This is a genomic window from Achromobacter spanius, from assembly GCF_039673305.1.
Lineage (GTDB): Bacteria > Pseudomonadota > Gammaproteobacteria > Burkholderiales > Burkholderiaceae_B > Achromobacter > Achromobacter spanius_F.
On sequence record NZ_JBDJLJ010000041.1, the window covers coordinates 1 to 15,390 of the forward strand.

Annotated in this window: 11 protein-coding genes and 1 pseudogene; 4 read left to right on the top strand and 8 right to left on the bottom strand. The window is 67.1% G+C overall.

All coding sequences use genetic code 11. The features are described from left to right. Window positions 1-2 precede the first annotated feature (2 nt). Window positions 3-701 (bottom strand): pirin family protein, encoded by a 699-nt coding sequence (locus ABE485_RS23245; RefSeq protein ID WP_346517609.1) that lies wholly within the window; start codon window positions 699-701, stop codon window positions 3-5. A gap of 171 nt (window positions 702-872) precedes the next feature. Here ABE485_RS23245 and ABE485_RS23250 point away from each other — a divergent pair, with 171 nt between their 5' ends. Continuing rightward, window positions 873-1,796: a LysR family transcriptional regulator gene (locus ABE485_RS23250; RefSeq protein WP_346517610.1), complete on the top strand. Its 924-nt coding sequence runs from the start codon at window positions 873-875 to the stop codon at window positions 1,794-1,796. 49 nt (window positions 1,797-1,845) lie between these two features. Here the strand turns inward: ABE485_RS23250 and ntrC are convergent, their stop codons facing one another. The 5 genes from ntrC to rdgB all read right to left on the bottom strand — a co-directional run bounded on the left by ntrC (window position 1,846) and on the right by rdgB (window position 8,077). Then, window positions 1,846-3,348 carry a nitrogen regulation protein NR(I) gene (gene ntrC / locus ABE485_RS23255; protein ID WP_346517611.1) on the bottom strand — a complete coding sequence of 501 codons (1,503 nt, stop codon included), beginning with the start codon at window positions 3,346-3,348 and terminating at the stop codon, window positions 1,846-1,848. Then, entirely contained in the window at window positions 3,348-4,412 is a 1,065-nt protein-coding gene (gene glnL, locus ABE485_RS23260) for a nitrogen regulation protein NR(II) (RefSeq protein WP_346517612.1), read from the bottom strand. Before glnL ends, ntrC begins: the two co-directional genes overlap by 1 nt. A 191-nt stretch (window positions 4,413-4,603) precedes the next feature. Continuing rightward, a complete protein-coding gene (gene glnA / locus ABE485_RS23265) occupies window positions 4,604-6,016 on the bottom strand; it encodes a type I glutamate--ammonia ligase (RefSeq protein WP_008165729.1) in 1,413 nt (470 codons plus the stop codon). A gap of 184 nt (window positions 6,017-6,200) precedes the next feature. Beyond that, window positions 6,201-7,421: a radical SAM family heme chaperone HemW gene (gene hemW / locus ABE485_RS23270; RefSeq protein WP_346517613.1), complete on the bottom strand. Its 1,221-nt coding sequence runs from the start codon at window positions 7,419-7,421 to the stop codon at window positions 6,201-6,203. A 32-nt stretch (window positions 7,422-7,453) separates the two neighbouring features. Further along, complete coding sequence (gene rdgB / locus ABE485_RS23275) at window positions 7,454-8,077, bottom strand: RdgB/HAM1 family non-canonical purine NTP pyrophosphatase (RefSeq protein WP_346517614.1); 624 nt, start codon at window positions 8,075-8,077, stop codon at window positions 7,454-7,456. Between the two features lie 259 nt (window positions 8,078-8,336). Here rdgB and ABE485_RS23280 point away from each other — a divergent pair, with 259 nt between their 5' ends. Beyond that, a complete protein-coding gene (locus ABE485_RS23280; RefSeq protein WP_346517615.1) occupies window positions 8,337-10,133 on the top strand; it encodes an EAL domain-containing protein in 1,797 nt (598 codons plus the stop codon). A gap of 150 nt (window positions 10,134-10,283) precedes the next feature. Here ABE485_RS23280 and ABE485_RS23285 read toward each other — a convergent pair. Beyond that, window positions 10,284-11,717: pseudogene (locus ABE485_RS23285) on the bottom strand (methyl-accepting chemotaxis protein); the annotation flags it as partial. A gap of 230 nt (window positions 11,718-11,947) precedes the next feature. Here ABE485_RS23285 and ABE485_RS23290 point away from each other — a divergent pair. Next, a complete protein-coding gene (locus ABE485_RS23290) occupies window positions 11,948-13,108 on the top strand; it encodes an acyl-CoA dehydrogenase family protein (protein ID WP_008165724.1) in 1,161 nt (386 codons plus the stop codon). A gap of 13 nt (window positions 13,109-13,121) precedes the next feature. Beyond that, on the top strand, window positions 13,122-14,495 hold the full coding sequence (locus ABE485_RS23295; RefSeq protein ID WP_346517616.1) for an MmgE/PrpD family protein: 1,374 nt from the start codon (window positions 13,122-13,124) through the stop codon (window positions 14,493-14,495). Window positions 14,496-14,609: 114 nt separating this feature from the next. On the opposite strand, the gene rph is transcribed toward ABE485_RS23295, so the two are convergent. Continuing rightward, window positions 14,610-15,344, bottom strand: a complete 735-nt coding sequence (gene rph, locus ABE485_RS23300) for a ribonuclease PH (protein ID WP_346517617.1) — start codon at window positions 15,342-15,344, stop codon at window positions 14,610-14,612. Window positions 15,345-15,390: the final 46 nt, after the last annotated feature.

The following is a 15,390-nucleotide window of genomic DNA, read 5'->3' on the forward strand; positions in this document are numbered from 1 at the left end:
CCTCAGGCCAGGTCGAACACCAGCACTTCGGCGTTCTTGCCGCCCGACAGCTCGACACGGCTTTCGTCCGTGATCGCCAGCGCGTCGCCAGCCGACAGCTCGACGCCGTTGGCGACGATGCTGCCGCGGGCCACGTGGATCCAGGCCCGGCGGCCGGCAGCCAGCGTCAGCGCGGCCGATTCATCGCCGTCGAACAGTCCGGCGTACAGGCGCACGTCCTGATGGATCTTCATCGACCCGTCAATGCCGTCGCCCGACACCAGGGCTTGCAGCCGGCCGCGCTTTTGCGCATCCGAGAAACCGCGCTCTTCGTATTCCGGCGCGATCCCGGCGACGTCCGGTTCGATCCAGATCTGCAGCATGTGCGTTTCCGTGTCCGGCAGCGGGTTGAACTCGGAGTGCATCACGCCGCGGCCGGCGCTCATGCGCTGGACGTTGCCCGGCTGGATCGTCGAGCCGCTGCCCATGCTGTCCTTGTGGGCGATGGCGCCGTCCAGCACGTAGGTGATGATCTCCATGTCCCGATGGCCGTGGGTGCCGAAGCCGCGTCCGGCGGCGATGCGGTCGTCGTTGATCACGCGCAGCGCGCCGAAGCCCATGTGAGCGGGGTCGTAGTAGTTGGCGAAGGAGAAGGTATGAAACGAATCGAGCCAGCCATGGTTGGCGTGACCCCGTTCGGCAGCGCGGCGGATCGTAAGCATCGTGAACTCCTGTTTCAATAATATGAATGATTAGGGCTGCATCGTGGCTGAGGCTTCCTGCCCCGCCGGTTTCGTTGCAACCCCGGCATGAGTGATATTCTGCGCGTGCCGGCGTCTGCGTTTGGCGCTATATTTTGACGATTTCATTCAAATATTTTGAATATTCGTTCCATGCCGCTTCCCCCACAGCCCATCACCCCCGAACTGCTCGTGCTGGTAGACGCCATCGCGCGCCACGGCAGCTTTGCCAAGGCGGCCCGCGAACTGGGCAAGGTGCCGTCCGCCGTCACCTACTCCATCCGCAAACTGGAGGACGGCCTGGACGTGCTGCTGTTCGACCGTTCGGGGCACCGGGCGCTGCTGACACCCGCCGGCGAGGCGCTGCTCAAGGACGGGCGCTATCTCCTGCAGTCGCTGGACGACCTGGCCTGCCGCGTCAAGCGCATCGCCACGGGCTGGGAAGTGCAGTTGCGCATCGCCGTCAGCGCCGTGCTGCCCTGGCGGCCGCTGTACGACCTGATCGACGAGTTCAACACGCTGGGCAGCGCCACGACGCTGCGCTTTTCCAGCGAAGTCCTGAGCGGCAACTGGGATGCGCTGACCTCGGGCCGGGCGGATCTGGTGATCGGCGCGGGGGCCGCCGGCGAACCGACCGGGCCGTACCGGTCCCAGGCCATCGGCATGATGCAGTTCGGTTTCTGCGTGGCGGCCCACCATCCCCTGGCGTCGCTGCCCCAGCCGCTGACCCGCGCCGACATCACGCGCTACTGCGCCGTGGTGATCGCCGATACGTCGCGCAATCTGCCCGCGCAGTCGCGCGGCATCCTGTCCGAGCAGCCCACGCTGGTGATGCCGAGCATGCAGGCCAAGATCGACGCGCAGGTGCGCGGGCTGGGCTGCGGCTACCTGCCGCTGACGCTGGCGGCGCCCTACCTGGCGCAGGGCCTGCTGGTGGTGTGCGAGACGGATGAAGGCATGTCCCTGACGGAACACGTCGCCTATGCGTGGCGGGCGGAACCGCCAGGCGAAGCCTTGAAGTGGTGGCTCAAGAAGCTGGAGTCGCCCCGCCTGTGCGAAAGCCTGCTGGGGCTATAGGGGCGGCGCGGAACTGACGAAAGGCGCCCGCCGAAGCGGGCGCCCTGCCTCATTCGTCCTCGATACCCAGTTCGCGCAATTTGCGCGTGATGGTGTTGCGGCCGATGCCCAGCCGCGACGCCGCTTCCACGCGCCGGCCGCGGCTGGCGTCCAGGGCGCTTTGCAGCAGGATCTTTTCGAACTGGCGCGTCAGGGTCGCCATCACTGCGGGTTCGCCCCGTTCCAGCCGGTACTGCGCGTCGCGCAGCAACGAATCCTGCCAATTGCGCGGCGTGCCGTCGTCCGCGGCGGCCGAGGACGCCCCGGCCTGCACCACGGTGCCCATGCCGGCGGCAGGCGCCGCCGGACGCATCAGCGCGGCCCCTGCGGGCGGCTGATGCTCCATGGCGCGGATCTCGGGCGGCAGGTCCGCCCGGTCCACCGTCTGGCCCGGCGCCATCACCGTCAGCCAATGGCAGAAGTTCTCCAACTGGCGGACGTTGCCGGGAAAGTCGAACTTGGTCAGCACGGCCAGCGCTTCCGGCGTCAGGCGCTTGACCGGAACGCCCAGCGTCCGCGCGCTGGCGGTGAGGAAATGCTGGGCCAGCGCGGGGATGTCTTCCACGCGTTCGCGCAGCGGCGGCAGGCGCAGCCGGATGACGTTCAGGCGATGAAACAGGTCTTCGCGGAACAGGCCTTGTTCGACGCGCTGCTCCAGCGGCTGGTGGGTGGCCGCGACGATGCGCACGTCCACGCGCACGGGCTGCGCGCCGCCGACCCGGTAAAAGCTGCCTTCGGCCAGCACACGCAACAGGCGCGTCTGCAGCTCGATCGGCATGTCGCCGATTTCGTCCAGGAACAGGGTTCCGCCGTGGGCTTCCTCGAAGCGGCCGCGGCGCAGGTTGTTCGCCCCGGTGAAGGCGCCCCGTTCGTGCCCGAACAGCTCGGCCTCGAGCAGGTCGCGCGGAATGGCGGCCGCGTTCAGCGCGACGAATGGGCCGCTTGCCCGCACCCCGTGGCCGTGCAGCGCGCGGGCCACCAGCTCCTTGCCGGTGCCGGATTCGCCGGTGATCAGGACGGTGACCTTGGACTGCGCCAGCCTGCCGATGGCGCGGAAGACTTCCTGCATGGCGGTGGATGATGATTGCGTCATCATCCAGCGCTCGTTGTTCTGCGATCCCTCGCCCTGCCCTTCAGGGGTCTCCGGCTGCGTGGACTCCTGCATGGCGCGCTGGATGAGCGCGACCGCCTCGTTCACGTCGAACGGTTTGGCCAGGTAGTCGAACGCGCCGCCCTGGAAGGCGGACACGGTGCTGTCCAGGTCCGCGAACGCGGTCATCACGATGACCGGCAGTCCCGGATGGCGCTCCTTGAGCTGGCGCAGCAGCTCAAGGCCGTTGCCGCCCGGCATGCGGATATCCGACACCAGGGCTACCGGCGTTTCGCGCGCCAGGGCTTCCAGCACATCGGCCGATTGGGAAAAACTGCGGGTGGTGACGCCAGCGCGGGCCAGGGCCTTTTCGAGGACCCAGCGGATGGCCTGGTCGTCGTCGACGATCCATACGGGTTTCATCAGTTTGCGGGCTCCATCGGGAGGACCAGGCGAAACTCGGTGCGCCCTGGCCGGGATTCAAATTCGATGATGCCGCCGTGCTGTTGCACGAAATCCTGCGCCAGGCTCAAGCCCAGGCCGGTGCCGCCAGCCCTGGCCGTGACCAGTGGATGGAAGATGCGGTCGCGGATGTGGTCCGGCACGCCGGGACCGTTGTCGATGATGGACAGCACCAGCGCCAGCCGGTGCTGCCTGTGGGCCAGCATGACCTGCCGCGCAACACGCGTGCGCAACGTCACCACGCCGGGTTCGGTCTGCGGCCCCTGGGGCCGCGCGACCAGTTCCTGCGCCGCGTTGCGCGCCACGTTCAGCACCGCCTGCATCAGGCGGGCGGCGTCGCCCTTCAGGTCCGGCACCGAGGCGTCGTAGTCGCGCTGGATGGTGACGTCGTTGCGGAACTCGGCCTGGATCAGCGCGCAGACGCGCTCGCAGATTTCATGGATGTTGACCGGCCGCGCGTTCAGCGGCACACGTTGCGGCCCGCTCAGGCGGTCCACCAGCGCCTGCAGGCGGTCGGCTTCGGAAATGATGACCTGGGTGTATTCAGCCAGGGCCGCGCTGGGCAGCTCGGCTTCCAGCAATTGCGCGGCGCCGCGCAGGCCGCCCAGGGGATTCTTGACTTCATGCGCAAGGTTGCGCAGCAATTCGCGGTGGGCTTCGATCTCGTCAACCAGCCGGTGGTTGCGGTCGGCCAGGACGCGCTGCTCGATTTCGCGCGTCTCGATCAGCACCGGCCAGCGCTGGCCGGTCAGGCCCACGGTCGTCACGGCGACTTCCACGGATTCGGTGGCCCGGCGCAACGAGGCAAGCTGCCTCACGTCGGCGTACCGTCCGCCCGCGGCGCGGTCGATCGATGACTGGATATTCTCAGGATTGTCGAACAGGGTGGCGGCGGATTGTCCGCCCAGTTGCTTGCGCGAGCGGCCGAACAGATCCTCGGCGGCCGCATTGGCGTATTCGATGTGGCCTCGTTCGTTGACCAGGAAAACGGACGTGGCAAGCAGATCGAGAGCTTCTACATTCATTTTTCAACGTACCCGAATGGACAGGGGGAAAGCGGAACGCGTCCGCGACGGCGGCGCCGGAACCCGGCGCGCTGCCCGGCAGGCGTGGAGCCTGCCGGACAATTCGTCGAGCCGCGACCTGGCGGTGCGCGTGGTGTGGGCCCTGGTTTCTGCCTACATCATCGCCCTCCCCCAGCCACAGCCTCAAACCATCAGAGGCTGTAGTACATGTCGAATTCGACCGGGTGCGTCGTCATGCGCAGGCGCGTCACGTCGGCCATCTTCAGGTCGATGTAGGCGCTGAGCATGTCGTTGCTGAACACGCCGCCGCGGGTCAGGAACTCGCGGTCGTTGTCCAGGGCTTCCAGCGCTTCTTCTAGCGAGGCGCAGACGGTCGGGATCTTCGCGTCTTCTTCCGGCGGCAGGTCGTACAGGTTCTTGTCGGCCGGATCGCCGGGGTGGATCTTGTTCTGGATACCGTCCAGGCCGGCCATCATCAGGGCCGAGAAAGCCAGGTACGGGTTGGCCAGGGGATCCGGGAAGCGCGTTTCGATGCGGCGGCCCTTCGGGTTGCCCACGTACGGGATGCGGATCGAGGCCGAACGGTTGCGGGCCGAGTAGGCCAGCTTCACGGGCGCTTCGAAGTGCGGGACCAGGCGCTTGTAGGAGTTCGTGCCCGGGTTGGTGATGGCGTTCAGCGCGCGAGCGTGCTTGATGATGCCGCCGATGTAGTACAGGGCGAATTCGGACAGGCCGGCGTAGCCGTTGCCCGCGAACAGGTTCTGGCCGTCCTTCCAGATGGACTGGTGGACGTGCATGCCGGAGCCGTTGTCGCCGACGACGGGCTTGGGCATGAACGTGGCGGTCTTGCCGTAGGCGTGGGCCACGTTGTGCACGATGTACTTGACGATCTGCGTCCAGTCGGCGCGCTGAACCAGCGTGCTGAACTTGGTGCCGATTTCGAGCTGGCCGGGAGCGGCCACTTCATGGTGGTGCACTTCGACCGGCACGCCCATCTGTTCCATCAGCAGGCACATTTCCGAACGCATGTCCTGGAACGAGTCGACCGGCGGAACGGGGAAGTAGCCGCCCTTCACGCCCGGACGATGGCCGGTGTTGCCGCCTTCGAATTCCAGGCCGGTGGACCAGGGAGCTTCTTCGGACTTGATCTTGACGAAGGTGCCCGACATGTCGGTGTTCCAGGTCACGCCGTCGAACACGAAGAATTCGGGTTCCGGACCGAAGTAGGCGGTATCGCCCAGGCCGGAGGACTTCAGGTAGGCTTCGGCGCGCTTGGCCAGCGAGCGCGGGTCGCGGTCATAGCCCTTCAGGTCGGACGGTTCGACGACGTCGCACGACAGGATCAGGGTCGGCTCTTCGCGGAACGGATCCAGGTTGGCGGTCGAGCAGTCGGGGATGAGCAGCATGTCGGACGCTTCAATGCCCTTCCAGCCCGGGATCGACGAACCGTCGAAAGCCTGCCCGCTTTCCAGCTTGTCTTCATCGATAGCGGTGGTGGGCACGGAAACGTGGTGCTCACGGCCGACCGTATCGGTAAAGCGGAAATCCACGAATTTCACTTCGTTATCGGCGATCTGTTTCAGGACGTCTTTCGGGCTTGCCATGTCATCTCCATTAGATAAAAAGGTCGAGGGCTTTGCCCGTCGACTGGCATAAAAGAGGGAAGCAATAAGCGTGCCAGGTTTCACCCCCGGGATTCCCCGGGGAAGGCGGCACAGTCATGGAAAAATGTAGCACCGTATTGGTGCAAAAGGTGGGGCACGATTGCCCCACTATGGTGCTTGCACGCTACAGGAACATTTCCTGCAGGTCATTGAGGAAGCTCCACCCCAAGGGCGTGGCCTTCAGGCGGGTCGGATCGGCGTCCAGCAGGCCCCGTTTCGATGCTGCCTCCAATTGGTGCGCAATCACGGCCAGGGACAGGCCGGTGCGTTCATTGAAGGTCGTGGCGGCCACCCCGTCCTTCAGGCGCAGGGCGTTGAGCATGAACTCGAACGGCAGTTCCTCCGGTCCGACCGGACGGCTTTCGGCCAGATGGCTGCCGTCGCGAGCCATGGCGGCCTGCATCCAGGAGTCGGGGCTGCGCAGGCGCGCCTCGCGCACGATGCGGTCGTGGAACGACAGCTTGCCGTGCGCGCCAGGACCGATCCCCAGGTAGTCGCCGAACTCCCAGTAGTTCAGGTTGTGGCGGCAGCGGGCGCCGGGCTTGGCGTACGCGGACACTTCATAGCGGGCCAGTCCCGCCGCGGCCAGCTCGGATTCCACCATGTCCTGCATGGCGGCGCTGGTGTCGTCGTCCGGCAGGTCTTCGGGCGGAAACTTCGCGAAGACGGTATTGGGTTCCATCGTCAGGTGATACAGCGATAGATGCTCGGTGCCGAACGACACCGCCTGCCGTAGATCCGTCCGACAGGCCTCCAGCGTCTGCCCGGGCAGCGCGAACATCATGTCCAGGTTGACGCGCGGCGCGGCGCGCTGCGCCATCTCGATGGCGGCGCGGGCCTGCGCGGAATCATGGATGCGGCCTAGCTTTTTCAGTTGCGCATCGTCGAAACTCTGGATGCCCAGCGAGAACCGCGTCACGCCACTGGCGGCATAGTCGCGAAAACGCCCGGCCTCGGCGGTGCCGGGGTTGGCTTCCATCGTGATCTCGGCGTCCGGCCAGACGTTCAGGTACGCCCGCAGCATGGCCAGCAGTTCGTCCAGGCCGGCCGCGGACAGCAGGCTGGGCGTGCCGCCGCCGATGAACACGGTGGTCACCTGGCGTCCCCAGATCGAAGGCAGCGACTGTTCCAGGTCGCTGCGCAGCGCGTCCAGGTAGGCGCGCTCGGGGATCTCGCCGGGCGCGGCGTGCGAATTGAAGTCGCAATAGGGGCATTTGCGCACGCACCAGGGCACGTGGACATAGACCGACAGCGGCGGCAGGCTGGTCAGCGTGGCGCCCGCCGGCACGATCAGGCGCGACTTGGGCACGCCCAGGTCGTTGCGTATGGGTATGGTGATGGACATGCGGAATTCCTGGCGCCCCGGGGGCGCCCTCATCAAGCCTGGCTGAGCTTGCTCAGCAGCTCGCGCAGCGCGCGGGCCCGGTGGCTGACCCGGTTCTTTTCGTCGGGATCCAGCGAGGCAGCGGTCAGCGCCATGTCGGGCAGGTAAAAGTGCGGATCGTAGCCAAAGCCGTTGGCGCCCTCGGGCTGGTCGATGATCTCGCCGTGCCACAGCCCTTCGCCGATGAGCGGACGCGGATCGTTTTCGGAGCGCACCAGCGCCAGCACGGCCACGTACCAGGCGCTGCGGTCGGCGACCGATGCCAGGTTGCGCACCAGCAATGCATTGTTGGCTGCGTCGGACTTTTCGCCGCCGTGCATCTTGGCGTAGCGCGCCGAATACACCCCTGGCGCGCCGTCCAGCGCGGCCACGCACAATCCGGAATCGTCGGCCAGCGCCGGCAGCCCGGTCAGGCGGCTGGCATGGCGCGCCTTGGCCAGCGCGTTCTCGACGAAGGTGACGTGCGGCTCTTCGGCCTCGGGCACGCCCAGTTCGCCCTGGGGCACCAGTTCGATGCCCAAAGGCGCGAACAAGGCGGAAAACTCGCGCAGCTTGCCGGCGTTGTTGGACGCCAGGACGACACGGCGCAGGGAATCGGGAATCTTGGGGGAAGTCATAGCGCAAATTGTATAGGCCCGGGGCGCCGCCAGGCGATTTGCCCCGCCCTGTTGGCGTGCGTCCACGGCCACGACAAATCTTTATTGACACTTTTGTAACAGCACTTGAAGATGGCAATTCACGATTCGGCGCAACAACACAGACATATTTTGTTGTCAATATGACCTATCTTGTCACTGATCGTATCTGAATGCCACGGCGATGAACTCACTTCACGCTTTGCCAAGGCCGACCGCGGCCCGCGCCCCCCTCTCCCCGATGGAAGGCGCAGCCGCGCCTCCCAGCCTGGCGGGAATCCTGCGCGAAAGGCTGTTGCGCCCGCGCTTCCAACCGGTTGTCGACCTGTCGCAAAGCCGCATCTACGGCCATGAAAGCCTGATCCGCGGCCCCGCTGACACCCCCCTGCACTTTCCCGACGCCCTGTTTGCCGAAGCCCGCCGCCAAGGGCTGCATCCGCAGCTCGAACTGGCCAGCTTCCGCGCCGGCGCCCAGGGGTTCCACCAGAACGACGCCCCCGGCAAACTGTTCCTGAACCTCTCCGGCTCGGCCCTGCTGCACTACTGGACCCTCTGGGCCGACGAGATGCCAGCCCGCCTGCTAAAGGACTGCCCGCTGGAGCCCGCCAGCATCATCGTGGAACTGACCGAACAGGATCCGCTGTCGGACCGCATGCCGGAAGTGCAGGACGCCTTTTCCTGTCTGCGCGAAGCCGGCATGCGCATTGCGCTGGACGACTACGGCGTGGGCAATTCCAATCTTCAGCTTTGGGCGGAAATGCAGCCCGAGCTGGTCAAGATCGACCGCTACTTCTTCGACGGCATCGGCCAGGACGATCGCAAGCAGAACATGGTGCGCGCCATCCTGAAGGTGGCGCAGCACCTGGGCACCTCCATCGTGGCCGAAGGCATAGAAACCGCCGAGGATCTGGCCGTGGTCCGCGAACTGGACATCCGCTACGCCCAAGGCTGGTTCCTGGGCATGCCCGACGAAACGCTGCTCACGGAACTGACGCCGCCCCTGCGCGACTCCCTGCGGCTGCGCACGACCGCGCCGCTGGCGCAGCGCTCCGCCGGCGGCACCGCCGCCAGCCTGCGGGTCGAGGCGCCGGCCGCCCTGCTCACCCGCGACACCAACGACGACGTCCACCGCCTGTTCATCGAGCACAAAAGCCTGCACGCCGTGGCGGTGGTCGATGGGGACAACCGCCCCGTCGGCATCATCAACCGGCGGGACTTTTCCGAACACTACGCCCAGCGCTACACCCGCGAGCTGTTCGGGCGCGATGCCTGCTCGACCTTCATGAACGCCGAGCCGGTGCTGGTGGACCTGAACGTCTCCATCGACCAGCTGAGCCACGTGCTGATCTCCGAAGACCAGCGCTACCTGATGGACGGACTGATCATCACCCGCGAAGGCCGCTACGACGGCCTGGCCACCGGTGAAACGCTGGTGCGTTCAGTGACCGAAATGCGGATCGAGGCCGCCCGCTACGCCAACCCTCTGACGTCGCTGCCGGGCAACATCCCCATCAGCCGCCATATCGCGACCCTGCTCGAGGACGCCGCGGATTTCGCCATCTGCTATGGCGACCTGAACAATTTCAAGCCTTTCAACGACGTCTACGGCTACTGGCGTGGCGACGACATGATCATGCTCACCGCCGAAGTCATCAAGCGCCATTGCGATCCGCAGCGCGACTTCGTCGGCCACGTGGGCGGCGATGATTTCGTCGTGCTGCTGCGCAGCCCGGACTGGAAAGACCGCATCCAGCGCATCATCGCCGAGTTCAACGAAGCCGCCATGGCCCTGTACGACGACCAGGGTCGCCGCAACGGCGGCATCGAGGCCGAGGACCGCTACGGCGTTCCCCGGTTCTTCCCCTTCGTGACGCTGGGCGTGGGCGCCCTGACCGTCACGCCGTCCCTATGCGAGCGCATCCGCCCCGAGGACATCGCGTCGGCGGCCGCCCACGTCAAGCACAAGGTCAAGCACGGGAACCTGTCGCTGGTGACCGAGCGCTACACCGGCGCCATCCTGCCCCAACTGACCGGCTGAGGCCTGTCCCGCCGTCCGCGGCGCGCCCTGCACGATCTGGAACACCGCCACGGCGCGCTGCAGGCCTTGCGCCTGGGTTTCCAGGGCAGCGGCGGCGGCAGCGGTCTGTTCGACCATCGCGGCGGTCTCCTGCGTCGAACGCTCGATGTCCGCCACCGCATCGTTCACCGAAGCGATGCCGGCAGCCTGTTCGGCCGTGGCATTGGAAATCTCGGCCACGATCTGCGTCACCCGGTCCACCGAGGCCACCATGTCGCGCATGGCGTCCCCCGCAAGATTGACCTGGCGCACGCCGGCATCCACGCGCGCGCCGGAGTCTTCGATCAGGCCTTTGATCTCCCTGGCGGCCTGCGCGCTGCGCTGGGCCAGCGAACGGACCTCTCCCGCCACCACGGCAAAGCCCTTGCCCTGTTCGCCGGCGCGCGCGGCTTCCACCGCCGCGTTCAGCGCAAGAATATTGGTCTGGAACGCGATGCTGTCGACCACGCCCACGATCTCGCCGATCCGCCTGGCGCTGTCGGCAATGCCCTGCATGCTCTGGACCACTTCCTCCACCGCCTGCCCGCCGCGCTGCGCCAGTTGCGTCGCGCTCAAGGCCTGGCGGCTGGCCAGGTCGGCATTGTCCGCCGTCAGCTGCACGGTGTGCGCCAGCTGCGTCATGTTCGCCGCAGCCTCCTGCAAGGAGCCCGCCTGCCGTGCCGTGCGGTCCGACATGTCGGCGCCGCCGGCCGCGATCTCGCCCGACCCGGTATGGATTTCCTCGACGCCCTGGCGCACCGAGGCCACCGCCGCGGACAGCCCGGTCTGCATGCGGCGCATGGCCGAATACAGCACGCCGATCTCGTTGTCGCCGCGCAGGGCGATCGCGCCCGTCAAGTCGCCGTCGGCGATACGGTCGAAATGCGCGCCCGCCTCGTTCAGGGGCCGCAGGATGCCGCGGCGGAACGCCAGCCGGATCAGCACCGCCAGCAGCAGCACGAAGCCCAGCATGCCGGCCGCCACCAGAATGACATTTTCAAGCGTCCGGCTCGCGCCCGCCACCGCGGACTGGCCGTGCTCGCGGGCATAGGCCTGGTAGGCCTCGGCCCGCTTGACGTAGGCCGCGCTGCTCGCGGGCAGCACCTTTTCCGTCAGGCGGTTGACCTCGATGCCGTTCCAGCCCTGGATCGCCTTGCTCATGGGCAGCAGCGCCTGGTCCGCGAAAGCCGCGTACGCCGTCAGCACCTGCGCGAACAGGGGCGTGCCCTGCGCGGTTTCGTCCGCATTGGCGCGCAGGCGCGCCTGGCTGGCCGCCGCCTGCCTGAGCAACGCCTGCGCCTGGCCCAGGGATTCGTTGCGCGCCTCTTCCAGCCCGCCTTCCATGGCGGTCTTGGCGTCCGTCAGCGCAGCGCGCGCCTGGAACAGCCGGCTGGTCATGTCGGCCAGGTCGCTCGCCCGCTCGATGCTGCCGCGGCCCAGCGCCTCGATATCCGCGCGGTTGTCGCGCAGCACGGTGATGCCTGCCGCCGCAGCGACGGCAAACAGCACCACAAACAAGGCAAGAATCGCCGACAACGCCGTCGTGACCCGTAGATTTTTCCGCATATCCGTCCGTGTGTAGCCTCGCCGCCTCTGCGGCAGTGCTCCGGATTATGGACACCCAGTTTGGCAATTTCTTGACACAACCTGCCTGCCCGTATGACGCACTCCCGTCATGAAAGCGCGCTTTTGCGAACAGGAACCCCGTATTAACGAATTGTGAATTGGCACCTGCGCGCCCTTGCGGCACATTCGATCCTGTACCGAACCATTCCTTCAATCAGAACAGCAGCCCTATGCCCCACGCCTCCCACGCCTACCAGGACATCCGCGAAGCCGTGCGCGACCTCTGCGCCCAGTTCCCCTCCGAATACTTCCGCAAGGTCGACGAAGAACGCGGCTACCCCGAAGACTTCGTGCGCGCCCTCACCGAAGCCGGCTGGCTGGCCGCGCTGATCCCGCAGGAATACGGCGGCTCGGGCCTCGGACTGACCGAGGCCTCGGTCATCATGGAAGAAATCAATCGCAGCGGCGGCAATTCGGGGGCCTGCCACGGCCAGATGTACAACATGGGCACGCTGCTGCGCCACGGTTCCGAGGCCCAGAAGCGCGAGTACCTGCCGCGCATCGCCGCCGGCGAACTGCGCCTGCAGTCCATGGGCGTGACGGAACCCACCACCGGCACCGACACCACCAAGATCAAGACCACCGCCGTCAAGCGCGGCGACCGCTACGTCATCAACGGCCAGAAGGTCTGGATCTCGCGGGTGCAGCACTCCGACCTGATGATCCTGCTGGCGCGCACCACGCCGCTGGACCAGGTCACGCGCAAATCGGAGGGCATGTCGATCTTCCTGGTGGACCTGCACCACGCGGTCAAGCACGGCATGTCGATCCGCCCGATTCCCAACATGGTCAACCACGAGACCAACGAGCTGTTCTTCGACAACCTGGAAATCCCCGAGGAAAACCTCATCGGCGAAGAGGGCAAGGGTTTCAAGTACATCCTCGACGGGCTGAACGCCGAGCGCACGCTGATCGCCGCCGAATGCATCGGCGACGGCTACTGGTTCGTGGACAAGGTCACGGCCTACGCCAAAGAGCGCATGGTGTTCGGGCGCCCCATCGGCCAGAACCAGGGCGTGCAGTTCCCGATCGCCCGCGCCCACATCAACGTCGAGGCCGCCAGCCTGATGCGCTACGAGGCCTGCCGCCTGTTCGACGCCCATGAACCTTGCGGCGCGCAAGCCAACATGGCCAAGCTGCTGGCCGCCGACGCATCCTGGGAAGCGGCCAACGCCTGCCTGCAGTTCCATGGCGGCTTCGGCTTCGCCACCGAATACGACGTCGAGCGCAAGTTCCGCGAGACGCGCCTGTATCAGGTCGCCCCCATCTCCACCAACCTGATCCTGTCGTACGTGGCCGAACACATCCTGGGCCTGCCCCGCTCCTTCTGATACCCCTATCGCCATGACCGCAGACCAAGACACCCCGCACCTGAGCGCCGAGCTCGCGGCCTTTGCCGCCAACCTGCGCTACGAAGACATCCCCGCCCCGGTGCTGCGCCGCGCCGAAGACCTGCTGCTCGACTGCCTGGCCTCGATCCTGGCGGGCGCGTCCGCGCGCGCAGTCCAGGCCATCGACCGCTACGCCGCGGCGATGGGACCCGCCGACGGCCCCAGCGAAGTCCTCATCACGCGCCGGCGCACGACGCCGCTGTTCGCCGCCATGGTCAACGCGGCCGCCGCGCATGTGGTCGAACAGGACGACGTGCACAACGGGTCCGTCTTCCACCCCGCCGCCGTCGTGTTCCCACCCGCCCTGGCCGTCGCGCAGGCGCTGGGCAGCTCCGGCCGCGACTTGCTGACCGCCGCCGTGGCGGGCTATGAAGTCGGCATCCGCGTGGGCGAATTCCTCGGCCGCTCGCACTACAAGATCTTCCACACCACCGGCACGGCGGGCACGCTGGCAGCGGCTGTCACCACCGGGCGCCTGCTCGGCCTGTCGCCCGAACAGATGCTGCACGCGCTGGGCTCGGCCGGCACCCAGGCCGCGGGCCTCTGGGAGTTCCTGCGCGACGCCGCCGATTCCAAGCAATTGCACACCGCCAAGGCGGCGGCCGACGGCATTACCGCAGCCTACCTGGCGCGCGAGGGTTTCACCGGCGCCCGCCACATCCTGGAAGGCCCACAAGGCATGGCCGCCGGCATGTCCACCGACGCCGATCCCAGCCGCCTGTGCGACCGCCTGGGCCAGCGCTGGGCTTTGGCCGAGACCTCCTTCAAGTTCCACGCGTCCTGCCGCCACACGCATCCCGCGGCCGACGCCCTGCAGCAGGCGCTGCGCGACAACAACCTGACCGAAGCCGACGTGGCGCGCGTCGTGGCGCACGTCCACCAGGGCGCCATCGACGTCCTGGGGCCGGTCGTCAATCCGCAAACCGTGCACCAGTCCAAGTTCTCGATGGGCACCGTGCTGGCGCTGATCGCGCGCCAGGGCCGCGCGGGCCTGGCGGAGTTCGACGCCGGGCTGGACGATCCGGGCGTCGCGGCCTTCCGCGGCAAGGTGGAAATGGAGCTCGACCCCGAAGTCGACGGCGCCTATCCCCAGCGCTGGATCGGCAAGGTCACGGTGCATACCCGCGACGGCCGCACCCTGCACGGCCGGGTGGACGAACCCAAGGGTGATCCGGGCAACACCCTGAGCCGTCCCGAGATCGAGGACAAGACCCTGAGCCTGGGGCGGTATGCGGACGCCGCGACGGAGCAGGAATTGCGCGGGCTGATTGACGCGATCTGGGGGCTGGAGGGCGTGGGCAAGGTGCAGGCGCTCCTACCTCGCTGACGGCCGTCCAACGAAAAAAGCCGCATATGCGGCTTTTTTTGCGTGGCGGGTCAGGACGGCACGCCGCGCCCGCGCCTCGCGAAGCCGCGGTGTGCGGCCCCGCAATGGCCGGCTTCAAGCCAGCGCGGCCCGCTGCTCGCGCACCAGGCTGGCGATGCCTCCCTCGGCCAGCATCAGCATCGTGTCCAGCTCCGCGCGGGTGAAGGTCGCGCCTTCGCCCGTGCCCTGCACTTCCACGAACGCGCCGCTGCCCGTCATGATCACATTGACGTCGGCATCGCAGGCCGAGTCTTCCTGGTAGTCCAGGTCCAGCACCGCGCGGCCCTGCACCAGGCCCACCGATACCGCTGCCACCGCATCGCGGATGGGATTGACGGCCAGGTCGCCGCGCTTCATCAGCAGCGCGACCGCGTCGGCCGCCGCCACCCAGGCGCCGGTGATGCTGGCGCAGCGCGTGCCGCCGTCGGCCTGCAGCACGTCGCAATCCAGGTGCAGCGTGCGCTCGCCGAGCGCCTGCATGTCGAACACGGCGCGCAGGCTGCGGCCGATCAGCCGCTGGATCTCCTGCGTGCGGCCGCTTTGCTTGCCGCGCGCGGCCTCGCGGTCGCCGCGCGTGTGCGTGGCCCGCGGCAACATGCCGTATTCAGCCGTTACCCAGCCTTCCCCCTTGCCCTTCAGGAAAGGCGGTACCTTGTCCAGGACGCTGGCCGTACACAGCACATGGGTGTCGCCGGCCTTCACCAGCACCGATCCCTCGGCGTAGCGCGTGAATCCGCGCTCCAGGGTGAACGGGCGCAGTTGATCGACGGCGCGGCCCGAGGGGCGGGCAATGGCGGGGGTAGTGGTCACGGGGCAGGCTCCAGACGTGTGGGTTCGATTCGCGGCATTGTACGGG